Annotated in this window: 12 protein-coding genes and 1 pseudogene; 3 read left to right on the top strand and 10 right to left on the bottom strand. The window is 40.7% G+C overall.

All coding sequences use genetic code 11. The annotated features are described in order from the left end of the window. Positions 1-13: 13 nt before the first annotated feature. Together ACN6MY_RS13805 and ACN6MY_RS13810 are read right to left on the bottom strand one after the other, a co-directional pair. The gene (locus ACN6MY_RS13805) at positions 14-385 is read right to left on the bottom strand and encodes a hypothetical protein (protein WP_419880711.1); all 372 of its coding nucleotides are present in this window, start codon (positions 383-385) and stop codon (positions 14-16) included. 390 nt (positions 386-775) lie between these two features. Next, positions 776-2,020, bottom strand: a pseudogene (locus tag ACN6MY_RS13810) (YeeE/YedE family protein). Positions 2,021-2,362: 342 nt separating this feature from the next. Here ACN6MY_RS13810 and ACN6MY_RS13815 point away from each other — a divergent pair. Next, positions 2,363-3,415, top strand: a complete 1,053-nt coding sequence (locus ACN6MY_RS13815) for a lactonase family protein (RefSeq protein WP_419880712.1) — start codon at positions 2,363-2,365, stop codon at positions 3,413-3,415. Between the two features lie 35 nt (positions 3,416-3,450). Here ACN6MY_RS13815 and ACN6MY_RS13820 read toward each other — a convergent pair whose 3' ends face one another. Next, positions 3,451-3,645 carry a hypothetical protein gene (locus ACN6MY_RS13820; protein ID WP_419880713.1) on the bottom strand — a complete coding sequence of 65 codons (195 nt, stop codon included), beginning with the start codon at positions 3,643-3,645 and terminating at the stop codon, positions 3,451-3,453. A 775-nt stretch (positions 3,646-4,420) separates the two neighbouring features. On the opposite strand from ACN6MY_RS13820, the gene ACN6MY_RS13825 reads away from it, so the two are divergent. Together ACN6MY_RS13825 and ACN6MY_RS13830 are read left to right on the top strand one after the other, a co-directional pair. Further along, positions 4,421-4,945 (top strand): hypothetical protein, encoded by a 525-nt coding sequence (locus ACN6MY_RS13825; protein WP_419880714.1) that lies wholly within the window; start codon positions 4,421-4,423, stop codon positions 4,943-4,945. Beyond that, positions 4,938-5,975 carry an alpha/beta fold hydrolase gene (locus ACN6MY_RS13830; protein ID WP_419880715.1) on the top strand — a complete coding sequence of 346 codons (1,038 nt, stop codon included), beginning with the start codon at positions 4,938-4,940 and terminating at the stop codon, positions 5,973-5,975. Before ACN6MY_RS13825 ends, ACN6MY_RS13830 begins: the two co-directional genes overlap by 8 nt. A 117-nt stretch (positions 5,976-6,092) precedes the next feature. Here ACN6MY_RS13830 and ACN6MY_RS13835 read toward each other — a convergent pair whose 3' ends face one another. The 7 genes from ACN6MY_RS13835 to ACN6MY_RS13865 all read right to left on the bottom strand — a co-directional run bounded on the left by ACN6MY_RS13835 (position 6,093) and on the right by ACN6MY_RS13865 (position 15,365). Further along, complete coding sequence (locus ACN6MY_RS13835) at positions 6,093-7,433, bottom strand: aspartate aminotransferase family protein (RefSeq protein WP_419880716.1); 1,341 nt, start codon at positions 7,431-7,433, stop codon at positions 6,093-6,095. A 30-nt stretch (positions 7,434-7,463) separates the two neighbouring features. Further along, positions 7,464-8,924, bottom strand: a complete 1,461-nt coding sequence (locus tag ACN6MY_RS13840; protein WP_419880717.1) for a CoA-acylating methylmalonate-semialdehyde dehydrogenase — start codon at positions 8,922-8,924, stop codon at positions 7,464-7,466. A 242-nt stretch (positions 8,925-9,166) separates the two neighbouring features. Continuing rightward, positions 9,167-10,783 (bottom strand): PucR family transcriptional regulator, encoded by a 1,617-nt coding sequence (locus ACN6MY_RS13845; protein ID WP_419880718.1) that lies wholly within the window; start codon positions 10,781-10,783, stop codon positions 9,167-9,169. Positions 10,784-10,964: 181 nt separating this feature from the next. Then, positions 10,965-11,189 (bottom strand): hypothetical protein, encoded by a 225-nt coding sequence (locus ACN6MY_RS13850; protein ID WP_419880719.1) that lies wholly within the window; start codon positions 11,187-11,189, stop codon positions 10,965-10,967. A 78-nt stretch (positions 11,190-11,267) separates the two neighbouring features. Further along, the gene (hydA, locus tag ACN6MY_RS13855) at positions 11,268-12,683 is read right to left on the bottom strand and encodes a dihydropyrimidinase (protein WP_419880720.1); all 1,416 of its coding nucleotides are present in this window, start codon (positions 12,681-12,683) and stop codon (positions 11,268-11,270) included. A gap of 11 nt (positions 12,684-12,694) precedes the next feature. Continuing rightward, the gene (gene preA / locus ACN6MY_RS13860; protein ID WP_419880721.1) at positions 12,695-13,975 is read right to left on the bottom strand and encodes an NAD-dependent dihydropyrimidine dehydrogenase subunit PreA; all 1,281 of its coding nucleotides are present in this window, start codon (positions 13,973-13,975) and stop codon (positions 12,695-12,697) included. A 22-nt stretch (positions 13,976-13,997) separates the two neighbouring features. Then, positions 13,998-15,365 (bottom strand): NAD(P)-dependent oxidoreductase, encoded by a 1,368-nt coding sequence (locus tag ACN6MY_RS13865; RefSeq protein WP_419880722.1) that lies wholly within the window; start codon positions 15,363-15,365, stop codon positions 13,998-14,000. Positions 15,366-15,383: the final 18 nt, after the last annotated feature.

Below are 15,383 nucleotides of genomic sequence, written 5' to 3' on the forward strand. Positions count from 1 at the left end.
TTTTTTTAACCTATTAATTTAGAGATATAACATGCTTTTCAATTTCATCCCACGATAAAGAGAGAATACCAGGCAGTGCAATGAACAAGGCAAACAAATCATGGAACCAGTCCTTGTTTCCTGATCTGGTAGCAATGGCTTTATTAATATTTTGAAAGTGAGCAACTAAGTTTTGGCTCAGCTTAGGCCGGGAAGGCAAATAAAGCATCATGGCTTTATAATCCATGGCAATACCTATTTTCAGGACTTCTCTGAATGCGTCCGCAAATTCTGCAGCATTTTTTCCGTTATAGACTTTAGGGAGCTTTGAACGAAGATTTTTAATTAGCACATCTTCTTCGGGAAGTTCAGAAGCATTGATTGACTTAATCATAGCATCATACATAGATTTCACTCTTTCATATTATATTTATCGTGTATCATTATAGTAGATGCAGTAATAATAAACAAACTTGAATATAGATTCATCTTACAGGTTAAGACGCCGTTAATTCAGCGTGGTGACTTACGCTTCAGAAGCTTGAGAAATAAGGGGCGTTCGCCGGACCTCAAATCTGCCTGTCTCATGAAGGGTTTCGCTTTCATACTCATTTCCCAATATTTAAGCGGCCCCCGCTCCAATCAGCAATGTACTATGCAGCAATAAAACGGACACCACATTGCGGGTCCGTTTTATTGCTGCATAACTGTGATTTTCAATAGAACCTTCTAACTGACTCACTATTTCATATCCTGCCTTGCACTTGCTGCCTCTATCATAAGCAAGTAGCTGTTTTTAGCAAACAGAGTCATTGGGCTTAGGGTTGCTTAACCCAAACAAAGGCCTTATAAACAATGCGCATGAAGTTCCGAGCATCGCCATTATCATCCATACCCAGCCATGCAGGCTAAATGAAGCAATACCGCCAAAATATGCCCCGATATTGCAGCCAAATGCAAGACGAGAGCCATAGCCCATCATAAGGCCGCCGATGATTGAAGCTGATGCCACACCAGGCCTGATTCTTCCTGGTTTGAATGTTCCTTGGAAAGCTGCTGAAATAAAAGCACCTAAGATGATGCCAAAATTCATGACACTGGTAGAATCAGCAAGCACTGTATGGGAAAGCGCTGCCCCGTTTGCTCCCGAAAAATAATTCCAGGATGATACATCGAGCCCCATTGCCAGCAAAAACTTCCCGCCCCATAGTGCAAAAGCGGATGTTATGCCCCATGGGTTACCCCTTATGGTTAAAGTCAGGGCATTCAATAAAGCTAAAATAATCGCCGCGGTATAAAGCGGCCACGACCCCCGCAGTATTTTTTTCCAGCCCATCATGGTTGGCAATGGCTTCATGGTAGGAGGATTTTTCTTTTTTGCAATTTTTATGGTGATCCAATAGATACATGCAAAAGCGATTATCTGAACCAGCCAAGCTCCAAAATATCCGAGACCGGTCGATTCAGCAAGAGAAATAGGAGGAAATGACGGTGTATCCTGTATCCAAAATTTAAAATGATACGCCCCAAGAACCGAACCGCCGATAAAAGCCAGCAAAGTCAGAATCATTGACGAAGAACCTCCGCCAACTGAATACAAGGTCCCTGATGCACACCCTCCTCCAAGCTGCATCCCTATACCAAAAAGAAAAGCGCCAAATACTACACTAACGCCTACAGGAGAAACATATCCTGCAGGTTTTAATCCAGTAAACGTAAAACCTGTGCTTTATATAATAGCAAATAAAGTAGAGGAAACAGCCAGCATAAGCATATGCGCCTGCAAACCCTGTACATTTCCTACTGACATAAGCCTGCGGAATGCAGAGGTAAACCCAAAACGGGCATGCAGCAAAGTTGCCCCTAAAGCTAACCCGATGATAAAAAGAGCTCCCTGGGTCCAATTGGCAGTTCTTACAATACTGATTAACAGAACAAAGGCTGCTATTGAACCGCCGATAACCAACGGAATTTGAACGGGATTCAGTGGAGCAACTCTTGTTGTTGCATGGTGGCCCCAAGATGAATATCTATTTTCCATTATGTTCACTCCTTATCCTATAAATTTAGTCGGATATTCATTGCTTATCTAAAGGTAATATGTTTCGTTTTCTATGTAAAGACGTTTGCTCGAATAAAGAAGCAACTAAATACACTCCTTTTAATGAATTCCAGCTAGACTCAAGAATTATGAACAACCTAGCCGCTATTCAAAAGCCTAAGCACCTGTCATTGCCTGGTTTGGTATTTGAATGCATTCTTCAGCGGATTATCCGCTAAAACTCTTAAAAGAAATTTCGCTTCAGCAGGAATAAGCCTTATCCTATAGTTTTATTAGCGGCTTGTGGTAAAATAAATTAAATCTGAAATTGGAGGAATTACCATGACAAAGTTCACTGGATATGTTGGAACCTATACCAAAGGAAACAGCAAAGGAATTTATTCTTTTACTTTGGATACTGAAAATGAAAAAATCAGTGATGTAAAAGTTGCAGCCCAACTTGAAAATCCTACATATGTAACTGTAAGCAGCAACAATAAATATCTTTATTCTGTAGCCAAACAGGGTGATCAAGGCGGAATTGCTGCTTATTCAATTAATGGCGATACTGGAGAACTAAGTGAAATCAACAAACAGCTTTTTCCCGGCGGATCTCCTTGCTATGTGAGTGTCGACAGCAGCAATGAGACAGCAGCTCTTGCATACTATCATCAGGGAACAGTACAGTCTTTTAAAGTAAATCCTGAAACAGGAAAAGTGAATGCTGCCGTATCATTGATTGAACATAAAGGATCTGGCCCTAATAAGGATCGCCAGGATAAATCACATGCCCACTTTTCTGGCTTCACACCTGACGAAAAATATGTTGTAGCTATAGATTTAGGCACAGATAAAATTATTACATATGAAGTGAAAGATGCAGAATTGACTGAGGCGAGCACTCTTACCGTACATGCCGGAAGCGGTCCAAGGCATATTGGATTCCATCCAAATGGAAAATTTGCCTATGTGATGACAGAGCTCTCAAACGAAGTAATAGCTCTTGTCTATAATTCCGCTGATGGCAGCTTTACGGAGCAGCAGTATATTTTTGCCATCCCTGGCGATTTTAAAGAAAATTCCCAAGGCAGTGCTATCCATATCTCCCCAGACGGAAAATTTGTTTATGCCGGAAACCGTGGCCATGATAGTATTGCAGTATTCAGCATCGATCAGGATACAGGTTTGCTTGAGCTCGTTGAGTATACTTCAACAGAAGGAAACTGGCCTAGGGACTTTGTTCTTGATCCATCTGGTAAATACATTGTAGCTTCCAACCAGGAAACTGGAAATCTTGTCTTATACAGCAGAAATGAACAGACAGGCAAGCTAAAGGTTCTGCAATCAGATGTGGCTGTTCCTTACCCAGTTTGTGTGAAATTTCTGAATCAGTAAAAAAAAAACTAAAACCCCCTGCTGGATTTGAAACTTCAATTCAGCAGGGGGTTATTTCTATCATCTATTAACTGCATGCCAAGGATTTTTGCCTGTTCACTTTTCTTTTTGCTGCTGCTTTCCATGTGGGCTTCTTGCTGATACGGTTTCATGTTCTGTTGAGAAATTCTGAATAGATGCAGAAGTGTTCTTCTCACATGTATGCCATGCTCAGAGAATGCGGCGGCCATTACAGTACCTTCACCAGTTTCTTGCTCTTCTGAACTTTCTTACATATAAGGCTCATTTAAACGGGAAAGTTCCTGTACAAGTTGCAGAATCCTTTTTGTATATCCTCCATTCTTCTAATATTGATTCTGATATGAGACTTTTTACCTCAGCTAGCTCATTTGCTTTATGTTAATATTCCTTTTGAAGTTCTTCCAATTCTTTTGCTTCCTCTTCAAAAGCTTCATTTGCACTCTGCACAGCTGCTTTCAGATTACTATTCTCTTGAATAACCTCTGAAAGCTGCCGTTTAAGGTGGTCAATGATATGGAGATTTTAAGAAGCACTCATTTCAGCGAACATATTTGTTTGAAGCTGGTGCTCCTTTTGCGCTTCTTGCAATCTCATTGCTTCCTCTTTAAAAGCAGTGTTTCTTTTTTAAGCTCGCTTTACTTTTGTTTATCATTTGAAATTTTCTGCTCAAGCAGAGTGTTTTTTTTGAAGCAGTTCTTCATTTTCAGATATTTTCTGCTAATAAAGTATATTGTAAACTCCCAGCCGGGGGGATTTTTCTGTGATTTTGGTTCAAAAAACATCGAAAGGAAACATATTTAATTAATTATTTTCGCTGTTCCATCCAGAAGTTCCTTATCATTTATAAAATCAGGAAAAAAGGCTCTGGTTATTCCCTATTTTAAGCACAACTACGTACATGCTTATCTATAATAATAAAGAATTTAAGGGTTCTAACATCTGCTTGCTTAGCATGTATTTGAAAAATCAGAAAGGAGAAATATTATGAATGATTCACAGGATTTTTATAAGAAACTTAAGGAGTGGGGAGTAAAAACGGAAGAGGAACTTAATACTTTCATTCAAGATCTCTTAAATAAAAAGGATTTTATTATTTTTGCCAATCAGGAAGGTAAAGAAATTTCGCCAGTTCTGAAAAAACTGCAAAATAATATGGAACAGCTTTCTATAATCTATAATTTTCCAACTAAAAATGATGTAGCAAGCGTTGCAAAGCTGGCTATTCAAATAGAGGAAAAAGTGGATAAAATAGAAGAAACTCTTTTAGAGCTGTCAGATCAAATTAACGATATAAAATCTGGAAATGTGGAAACTCCAGTTTTAAAGATTTCAGAAAATGCACGGTTAAGACAATATGAAGCTCCGAAAAAAGAAAGCCAAACATTACAAAGCTTACAATCTGCTGTGTTTGAACGCTTAGCAGAGAAGATTAAAATGAAGAAAATTGAGGGTTTTTATGATGGCAACCGTATGAAAAAAAACATGAAGCAGAAGAATAATCATGGATAATATTAATAGACAACAGGAAGACAGTAAATTGAAACATTTTTTTGAACTTTTGAAAGAGCCTATGCCAGACATGGGAATGACAGACCGGATGGCAATTTGGAAAAAAAATAAGGCAACTCTATGGTACTACAAGCCTGAAGAAAAAAAATATAAAGTACCAATTTTTTTAATATATTCACTTGTCAATGAGCCTATATTATTGGATTTAGCCCCAGGATACAGTTTAATTGAGGCATTGGTAAAACAGGGTTTTGAAGTTTATTTGATGGACTTTGGTATTCCAGGGTATGAAGACAGCGATCTCGGACTGGATCAATATATCACGGATTACATCGCAAAAGGAGTGCAGCGAGCCTTAAAGCATTCAAATGCAACGGATATATCAGTAATGGGTTTTTGTCTCGGAGGCACGCTGGCAGCCATTTATGCATCTGTAGCAGAAGAGCCTGTAAAAAACTTAATATTGTCTGCAGCACCAATTAACTTCGGCAAAGTACAGGTCTTTGATCAATGGATGGAAGCCCTGCTTGAAGATTCAGCAGGTTTTGAGGATATAATTGATGTTTTAAAAGTTATGCCTGCAAATTCTATACAAGCAGGAATGCGATTGATTACTTCCCCAGTATATTTTGCCCATTATTTCTCTTTGCTGGAAAAAGCGGATGATAAAGAATATGCCGATAAATGGCGGAGATTCAATCACTGGGCCACTTCGTATGTACCGATGACCGGTGCTTTTATAAAACAGATTTTAAATGAACTGGTAAAGAAAAATAAGCTGATTGAAGGCGGCCTTATAATTTCTGGGCAAAACGCAGAATTAGAAAGCATTTCTGCAAACATTTTGGTTGTTGCCAATGAAAAAGATCGTTTGGTTCCTCACGACATGATACTTCCAGTCATGGGAAAACTGACCATGCCAGATAAGACATACCATCTCCTTAAGAGCGGACATTCATCATTAAACTGGGGAGGGGAACTTCCAGGTTATTTAAGAGAATGGCTGCTGGAAAGGTCCGATGCTATCTAGTAAATTAATATACAAATATAATAATGTCTATTTCAGGAATACAGCTGCAATGGAATAGATTGTAAAACAGCTAAAATCCTGCAAAAGGGATTTTAGCTGTTTAATGGCCCATTTAGTTTATCTCTCAAATAAACTCTCTTTAAGAACTTTAACAATGAAGGACATATCGTTTTCTGTAATGCTAAGTGGAGGTGCCAGCTGCAGGATATTATTAAAGCCTGCCACTGTATCTCCATTTTTTCCGATAATAAGTCCCTTCTCCCTGCACCTGTCAATAATCCGGGTCACCTTTTCAAGCTGAAGGGGTTCTTTAGTTTCCTTGTTCTCTACCAGTTCAATCCCGATAAGAAGTCCAATACCCCGGACATCTCCAACATGCGGGTGTTTTCTTAAAGCCTGTAAATCCAAAAGAAGTTTTTCTCCCAGTTCCTTTGAACGTCCGATTAAATTTTCATTTTCATAGATTTCCAGGTTTTTTAAAGCTACAGCACATGATGCCGGATTTCCTCCGAACGTATTAACGTGCCTGAAACGGTCATATGCCTCGTTCCCAGCGTAGGCTTCGTAAATTTCTCTTTTTACTGCTGTGGCGGATAAAGGCAAATATGCGCTTGTAATACCCTTTGCCATCGTAATGATATCAGGTGAAACACCATAATTCATAAATCCAAATGGTTTTCCTGTCCTGCCGAAGCCGCAAATTACCTCATCACAAATCAGTAAGGCACCATGTTTTTCGCAAATTTCCTTCACTCTTGCCATATAACCATCTGGAGGCATAAGGATTCCTCCTCCGGTAATGATAGGTTCCATAATGACTCCAGCGATTGTCTCACTTACCTCCCATGTCATCACACGGTCAATTTCTTCTGCTGAAGCGAGAGTTGCAGCATCAGCAGGATTTCTATAAAGATCAGGAGGAGCAACATGCAGGAATCCCTGGCCAAGCGGTTCGTATTTAAACTTCCTCTGTGCCTGGCCAGTCGCAGCCAAAGCACCCATTGTATTTCCATGGTATGACCTGTACCTGGAAATGAATTTATAGCGGTTATGCCCTCCTGTTTGCTGGTGATACTGGCGTGTAATCTTAAAAGCTGCCTCATTCGCTTCCGATCCGCTGTTGGAAAAGAAAATTACGTAGTCTTCTCCCAGCCATTCATTTAACTTTTCTGCAAGCTTAATGGCTGGTGCATGGCTTTGCGTTAAAGGAAAGTAAGCCAGCTCCTTAAGCTGCTGATAAGCTGCATCTGCAAGCTCATGCCTTCCATAACCAACATTCACGCACCATAAACCGGACATTCCATCGAGGTAACGGCTGCCTTCACTATCTGTGATCCATGCGCCGCTGCCTTCTTTGATTATCATGTGTGACTGTCCAGGTGCCGATCCCTTCATGGAATGCCATAGGTATTTTTCATCCAGTTCCTGAAGTGACTTTGTTTTCCCTGTATTTTGCATTCTATCAGCTCCATTTTTTGTAGAATATCTTCAATACCTTGCTGTCAGCATTTTTTTTCTAGTGTAAAATTCAACACCATCTTTTCCATTTGCATGAAGATCTCCATAAAAGGATTTTTTGTAGCCCGAAAAAGGGAAAAATGCCATCGGTGCAGGAACACCGAGATTTACACCGAGCATGCCTGCATCGATTTCATCCCTGAACAGGCGTACGGCTTTCGCACTATCCGTATAGATGCATGCACCATTTGCAAATTCCGATTTATTTGTCAATTCAATTGCTTCATCGAGAGTATTTACTCGTACAACTGAAAGAACTGGAGCAAAAATTTCATCCTTCCAAATTTTCATATCCGTATGCACTTCGTCAAAGATGGTTGGCCCTATAAAGTAGCCGCCTTCCGGACAATCGTCCTTTCGTCCGTCCCTAACAAGCCTTGCTCCTTGAAGCTCGCCATGCTGAATATATTGAAGTGTTCTTTCTTTGTGGGCTTCACGGATTACAGGCCCAAGAAAGACATCCTTGTCAATGCCGTTCCCCATAATGATCCCATCGGCAGCCTGCTTAAGCCGGCTAACCAGTTCGTCTGCTGCATTTCCCACGGCAACTACAACTGAAGCAGCCATGCACCGCTCACCTGCAGAACCAAAAGCAGCCATGGTTATATTCCTCACAGCATTTTCCATGTCAGCGTCCGGAAGCACGATTGAATGATTTTTAGCACCTGCCAGCGCTTGTACTCGCTTGCCATTTGCGGCAGCTGTTTTATAAACATACTCCGCGACTGGCTGTGAACCGACAAAAGAAATAGCTTTAATATCTTCATGGCTTAATAAACCATTCACTACATCATGTGCACCATGCACTACATTTAGAACACCATCAGGCAAACCGGCTTCCTTAAGAAGCTCAGCCAGTTTGTTTGCCAAAAGAGGTGTTCTTTCAGAAGGTTTTAGGACAAACGTATTTCCGCATGCGATCGCAAGCGGGAACATCCAGCAAGGCACCATCATAGGAAAGTTGAATGGTGTTATTCCGCCAATGACCCCAATAGGGTATCTGTACATACCAGATTCTATGCCTGTTGCAATATCAGGAAGCTGATACCCTTGCATCAGACTTGGTACTCCTGAGGCAAATTCAACACATTCAATTCCTCGAAGCACTTCCCCGTAAGCTTCTTCATAGCTCTTTCCATTCTCCTGAGTTACTAATTTTGCAAGGCTTTCCCAATTTTCGGTGAGAAGCTGGTGATATTTGAACAAAACTCTTGCTCTTTGCGGAACCGCAACTTTACGCCAGGTTTTGAACGCTTCCTTTGCCGCTGCAATAGCAGAATTTAAATCTTCTTTCGAGGAAAGAGGCACTCTCGCCAATAGCTCTCCTGTTGCAGGGTTAGGCACATCCTCAAGTTTTTCGCTGGAAGAATCCACCCACTTTCCTCCTACAAAATTCTTTAAAATCTCAACTGCCGGCTTTGTAACTGTCATGCTAATCCCCTCCAGAATAATGTCATATATATTGACTTTATTATAGTAGCCGCACGGATTAGCTTCATTAGACACTATGTTAAAGAATAAGAGTGAAATTCCTACAGTTTGTTGCACTGTACAAGAAAATTGCCATGAAAGTCTTCAGCAAAAAAACGATACTAAAAGGCAAGTATCGCTTTACATCTCTGGCATTTAAATTATGGATCTAAGACTTTATTTTCTCCCCCGCCAGCTGAGTCTTAGATTTCTGCCTTGAGCTTCAGGTTTTTTTTTGAGCTTGTCAAATATTCGTGTGCAAGCACCATGAATTCAAGCTCAAGCCGCTTCTCGGACTTCATGAAATTTTGGCCGAGGAGCTTTTCCAGTTTTTCAAGACGATGATATAAGGTTTGCCTGACAATAAACAGCCTGCTTGAAGTTTCCTGTTTATATCCGCTGCAGGCGAGATAGGTTTTCAGAGTCCTGAGTAATTCACCGTTATTCCGTCTGTCATAATTCAGCACTGGTTCAAGATATTCATTTACTGTTTCCTCCAGGTTGCTATGCTGTTTGACTAAAGATAAAATCCTGTGCATATGAAGATCCTGATAAAAATAGCTTTTGTTTTCTTCAGCAAGGGAATCCTGGAGAAGAAGTGTCTCTTTAGCTGATTGATAGCTCTTATACACATCGCCCAAATCAGTTACATATTTTCCAACACCGTATGAAATACCGATCAATCTCTTTCTCCCGCTGTTTTCAGCTTTATTTATCCTGATAAAAGCATCGGTCATCCTTTCTTTCCAATTATCTGGAATTCGTTTATCGCCTAGAATAAAAATTAGATTATGCTGAATTTCAGTAGAAAATAGCTGAAAACCGCTTTGTTCGAAAACCGTCCTGAACAATAATTTAAAATATGTGCGGTCTACTGAGGAATTTTTATTGGAAGCTGCCTGAAGCTTGCAAATGCAGACGGTCCCTCCATTAAGATTGGTTTGCGGATGGCTGTATGAAAGCTGGCTGCGGACAACCTCATCGCTATATTCGCCATCCAGCCAGCTTCTGATCCATTTGCTTTCTTCGGCCAGTTTTCTTTCCTCCACATATAAGTCCCTTAAGAAATGCTGAGCAAGTGCAGTGGCTGTCCGATCTAAAATAATGAGGTCAAATTCGTTCAAAAGGCGGTTCTTGGCACAAATGATCAGTTCTGCATAGCTTTCTCCAAGAATTGTAACCGTCTGTTTTAACATGGATGTATGCTGAATGCGGTCATATTCTTTTATCTGTTCAAGCAATGACGTCAGCTCTTTTCCCCTTATTATAGGAAAAGCGAGTGTTTTATTATCATTGAAAACAATTAAAACCTGAAGATTCAAGTAATTTTGCAAAAACTTAAGTATTTGCTCGTAATGGTCAATTTCCAAGAGGTTTTTGTTCAGCTCCTGGGAGTAATTTTCAATGTTTGAGATCAAAAGGTATTGCTTATTAATGATGATGGAATGCAAATCGTGGGTTATTTCGACAAAGGGTACTTCATGATGAAAAAGGATGATAGGAAATTTGCTGCGGTCGGCTAATTCAATTGCTTCTTGAGGAATGTTAACAATATTGGTGCCCAATTCTATGCATATTCCTGAGGCCTGGGCTGCAATCAGCTTTTGTAAGAATGGCATAAATAATGATTCATCATCTTTCCAGCCAAGGCCGGTGGTAAGAATTAATTCATTTCCATTCAGCAAGTGGTTGACTTGGGTGGATTCTACAACATGCACCCACTTTACTAAACGCTGTATTCCTTGATTTCCTGCTGCTATGCAGCTTTTATCAAAGTGTTTTCGCTTTAAGATTTCTTCTATTGTAATAAAAGAATTCATTGTTGCAGCCTCATTTCCTATTATGATTGTGTCATATTATTATAATTATAATAAAAATCAGGCATCTCAGCCATAGGACTGTCAGTTTTTCTAACATCAAAAAGAGACATGATTTTCTTCATGTCTCTAAAATAGGATAAAAAGGGATATGGTTAGACATTTCCCGCACTTTTTGCGGGGATTATTTTTTGTTGCTGTAAGCTGCTTCTAATAATAATACAGAGAAATATTTTCTGCCTTCTGCTGTTTTAATATGAAGCTGCTGATATTCATTTACTTCTTTAGATTTTTTAAAGTCTACAAACGCCCCGCTGAGATTTTCAGTAATATGTTCAATTCTGTACCCTTGGTTAACCAGGCTATCAATCTTTTCTTTTTCCTCTAGGAACTCTTGGAAATCTGACATTCAGCTCACCCTTCCGCACATTTTAAGCAATCAGCTGACTTAGGCCAGTCGATGTTGCTCAGTCTGGAAAAGATTTTTCTATAAAGAAAGCTCTTCTACCCTGCTTTTATATTCTTTTCCATATTTTGAGCGTTTAAGATAATGCCCTTTTCCTGGCTCCCCTACAAAGTGCTTATTTTTTATGACAAAACTGCCCCTGGATAAAACAGTTACAGGCTCCCCTGTTATCTCCATGCCTTCAAAAGCGCTATAATCGACAGCAGTATGATGAGTTTCTGCAGAAAGCACTCTTTTTACTGATGGATCAAATATAACCAAGTCAGCATCTGATCCAACGGCAATCGTTCCTTTCTGAGGGTAAAGACCGAACAGCTTGGCGGCTCTTGTGGCAGTGATATCAACAAATTGATTTAAGGTGATCCGATCTTTCATAACACCTTCTGAAAAAAGGATGCTCATTCGGTCTTCAATCATTGGCCCCCCGTTAGGAATCTTTGTGAAATCATCTCTTCCCAAATCTTTCTGCCCTTTAAAATCGAAGGAGCATTGATCAGAGCCAATGGTCTGCAGCTGCCCGCTTTTCAATGCATTCCATAGAAAATCCTGATGATGTTTTTCCCGAAGTGGAGGGGACCAGACATACTTTGCTCCCTCAAAGTCGGGCTTTTCCATGTAGGATTGATCTAACACCAGGTATTGAGGGCAGGTTTCTCCCCACACATCAAACCCTTTTTTCCTTGCTTCTATAATTTTTTCGGCCGCATCCTGGCAGGATACATGGACGACATATAATTGTGAATTTGCAAGGCCGGCAAGCTGTGCAGCCCTGCCCGTTGCTTCTCCTTCAATTTCGGGAGGACGGGTTAATGCATGATAAATCGGTTCAGTTTTACCTTCTTCAAGTGCTTTTTTTGTTAAATAATCGATCACATCCCCATTTTCTGCATGTACCATCACCAGGGCCCCATTTTCCTTTGCTGTTACAAGTGTCCGGAAGAGTGTTTCATCGTCTGCCTGAAAAACATTCTTATAAGCCATAAACACCTTAAAAGAAGTGATGCCCTCTTCTTCAATTACTTTAGGAATTTCATTAAGTACATCTTCATTTATCTCTGAAATCATTAAATGAAAACTATAGTCAATGACTGCTTTGTCCCTGGACTTCTCATGCCAGACATCGATGGCTTTTTTTAATGGTTCCCCTTTTTCCGTTAAACAGAAATCGATAATAGTTGTCGTTCCTCCATATGCCGCACCAATTGTTCCAGTTTCAAAATCATCCTTTGTAACGGTTCCGCCAAAGGGCATATCCAAATGTGTGTGTGGATCAATTCCGCCAGGGAAAATATAAGAACCGGCTGCATCGATTATTTCTGCGCCTTCTGCATTTAGATTTATACCTATAGATGATATTTTCTCGTTTTCTATTAATATATCTGCTTTATAGACATCTGATGCAGTGACAATTTTTCCGTTTCGGATTATTTTTTTCATAGTATACCCTCCTATTTAACCAGGTCTCTTTCACCAAGCATTCCAATTGCATTTTGTCTTTGATTCCATGTCATCGGCGGCAGCTGCCTTTCTAGTTCAACCATATCAATTGCACCATCAACCGGGCAAACGATGGAACAAAGATTGCACCCCACGCAATCTTCCTCCCGCACACGCAAGTAAGAGTTTCCACTTTCTCCGGTAAGGATATCGATACATTGATGTGAGGTATCTTCGCAAGCAATATGGCATTTATTACACTTAATGCATACCTCTGTATTGATTCTGGCTGCTACTTTATAATTTAAATCGAGCTCGCCCCAGTTTGAGTAGCGGTCCACGGATTTTCCTACAAGGTCCATGACGGAGGCTAAGCCTTTTTCATCTAAATAATTGGATAGTCCTTCTATCATATCTTCTACTATTCTGAAACCATGATGCATAGCAGCTGTACATACTTGAACTCCAGTAGCACCCATTAAAATAAATTCAACGGCATCCTGCCAATTTGATATTCCGCCTATTCCAGAAATTGGTACATCTATAAGTGCATTCCGGGCACATTCCGCCACCATATTCAAGGCAATAGGCTTAACTGCAGGACCGCAATAGCCGCCATGTGCCCCTTTTCCAGCTACATGAGGAATGGTATTCCAGGAATGAATATCAACCCCTGCAAGACTGTTTATCGTATTAATCATACTTACGGCGTCTGCTCCGCCTCTTACCGCAGCTTCTGCTGTTACCGTAATATCTGTTATATTGGGAGTTAATTTTACGATAACGGGTGAGCGTGCGGCTTCTTTTGCCCAATATGTCTGTTTTTCCACAAGCTCAGGTACTTGTCCTGAAGCGGAGCCCATTCCCCGTTCCGCCATTCCATGGGGACAGCCAAAATTAAGCTCAAAACCGTCTACTCCTGCATCTTCTACACGTTTAACAATTTCATGCCATTTCTCCTGTTTAGGCTCAACCATTAATGAGGCGATAATGGCATGATCCGGAAACCGTTTTTTCGTTTCGTAGATTTCCTTTAAATTCACTTCAAGGGGTCTATCAGTAATTAGTTCAATATTATTAAAGCCTGCCACTCTCTGGCCATTAAACCCGACTGCAGCAAAACGGGAGGTTACATTCAAGATTGGGTCTCCAAGTGTTTTCCATACAGCTCCGCCCCATCCTGCTTCAAATGCCCTTTGCACCTGGTAGCCTGAATTGGTCGGGGGTGCTGAAGCAAGCCAAAAGGGATTCGGTGATTTTATCCCTGCAAGATTAATGTGTAAATCAGCCATGTTATGCCTCCTTCTTTGCTATTTAGGCAGTTGCGGTTACTTCGCTTACAAGACTTTTATGAACTTCATAGGCAGTCAGTTTTCCCTGCTGTGCAGCGGAAACCACCATTGCTTCTCCCTGTCCTTTTCCAAAAGTCACATCACCGCAAGCATATACTTTATCGCATGTGGTTTTATATGAATCAGCAATAAGTTTGACCACTCCTTCTCTATGTTCAACACCAAATTCTTCTAATAAAGATATATAACGGGATTGTCCAATTGCTCTGATAACCGCGTCTATTTCCAGGGTGAATTCAGAGCCCTGCAATGGCAGCGGGTTTCTCCGCCCATCGTCGCCAGGTTCACTTAAGATCATTTTGATGCATTCAATTGCTGATACCCTTCCTTGGCCATCAGAAATAATCCTTACAGGTGCAGTAAGCCATTGGAAATCCACATTATCATGTATCGCAAATTCATATTCAAAGTCATAGGCTGTCATTTCATCAATAGATCGCCGATAAATGATTTTGACGTCTTCTGCACCCAGGCGGACAGAACAAGTGGCAGCGTCTATTGCCGTATTTCCTGCACCGATTACCGCAACTTTTTTTCCTATTAAGTCTTTGGTAAGTGTTCCTGTTTTCGTGGCTTCAACAAATGATATCGCATCATAAACACCGTCTAATTCCTCGCCGTCAATTCTTAACTTTGGAACCTCAGACATGCCTATTGCAAGGATAACAGCATCATAGGTATCTAGGATGGCTTTCGTTGCGATATCTTTGCCTATTGCCGTATTTGTCCTGATTTCCACATCAAGGTTTTTTACTTGCTGAATTTCCCAGTATGATATGCTTTGAGGGAGGCGGAAAGAAACGATCCCATATGTATCCATTCCTCCCGCTTTTTCCTTTGCCTCAAATATAGTGACCGAATGTCCCAGAATAGCAAGCTCCCTGGCAGCAGATAAACCGGCGGGGCCGCCCCCTATAATGGCTACCTTCTTCCCGGTCTTTTTTCCGGCCTTAAAAAGGACTGCTTCATTGCTGATCGCCCAGTCCGTTGCATATCTTTGAAGATTTCCGATCAGGATTGGGGAGGTGGAGTGATTAAGCACACAAGCTCCTTCGCATAGCTCTTCTGTAGGACATACCCTCGAACAGCTTGCACCTACAGGATTTGCAGTCATAATTGTTTTAGCCGACCCTTTTAAATTGCCGGATGCAATTTTTTTGATGAAAGAAGGAATATCTATGTCTGTAGGGCAAGCTTTAATACAAGGAGCATCATAGCAAAATAAACATCGATTTGCTTCTTCAATAGCCTGGCGGTTAGTCAAAGCAGGTTCGATTTCTTCAAAATTCCGTTCCAGTTGATGCAGCGATATTCTTTCAGCTTTATTCATGAACGTTCTCCCTTCTTC

Origin of the sequence: Peribacillus sp. B-H-3, assembly GCF_048572925.1 — a bacterium.
GTDB lineage: Bacteria > Bacillota > Bacilli > Bacillales > DSM-1321 > Peribacillus.

Excerpts from the sequence above, each read along its gene's own strand:
- ACN6MY_RS13850 (WP_419880719.1), bottom strand. The coding sequence starts at position 11,189 with ATGTCAGATTTCCAAGAGTTCCTAGAGGAAAAAGAAAAGATTGATAGC.
- ACN6MY_RS13865 (WP_419880722.1), bottom strand. The coding sequence starts at position 15,365 with ATGAATAAAGCTGAAAGAATATCGCTGCATCAACTGGAACGGAATTTT.
- hydA (WP_419880720.1), bottom strand. The coding sequence starts at position 12,683 with ATGAAAAAAATAATCCGAAACGGAAAAATTGTCACTGCATCAGATGTC.
- ACN6MY_RS13835 (WP_419880716.1), bottom strand. The coding sequence starts at position 7,433 with ATGCAAAATACAGGGAAAACAAAGTCACTTCAGGAACTGGATGAAAAA.
- preA (WP_419880721.1), bottom strand. The coding sequence starts at position 13,975 with ATGGCTGATTTACACATTAATCTTGCAGGGATAAAATCACCGAATCCC.
- ACN6MY_RS13805 (WP_419880711.1), bottom strand. The coding sequence starts at position 385 with ATGTATGATGCTATGATTAAGTCAATCAATGCTTCTGAACTTCCCGAA.
- ACN6MY_RS13820 (WP_419880713.1), bottom strand. The coding sequence starts at position 3,645 with ATGGCCGCCGCATTCTCTGAGCATGGCATACATGTGAGAAGAACACTT.
- ACN6MY_RS13815 (WP_419880712.1), top strand. The coding sequence starts at position 2,363 with ATGACAAAGTTCACTGGATATGTTGGAACCTATACCAAAGGAAACAGC.
- ACN6MY_RS13845 (WP_419880718.1), bottom strand. The coding sequence starts at position 10,783 with ATGAATTCTTTTATTACAATAGAAGAAATCTTAAAGCGAAAACACTTT.
- ACN6MY_RS13840 (WP_419880717.1), bottom strand. The coding sequence starts at position 8,924 with ATGACAGTTACAAAGCCGGCAGTTGAGATTTTAAAGAATTTTGTAGGA.
- ACN6MY_RS13830 (WP_419880715.1), top strand. The coding sequence starts at position 4,938 with ATGGATAATATTAATAGACAACAGGAAGACAGTAAATTGAAACATTTT.
- ACN6MY_RS13825 (WP_419880714.1), top strand. The coding sequence starts at position 4,421 with ATGAATGATTCACAGGATTTTTATAAGAAACTTAAGGAGTGGGGAGTA.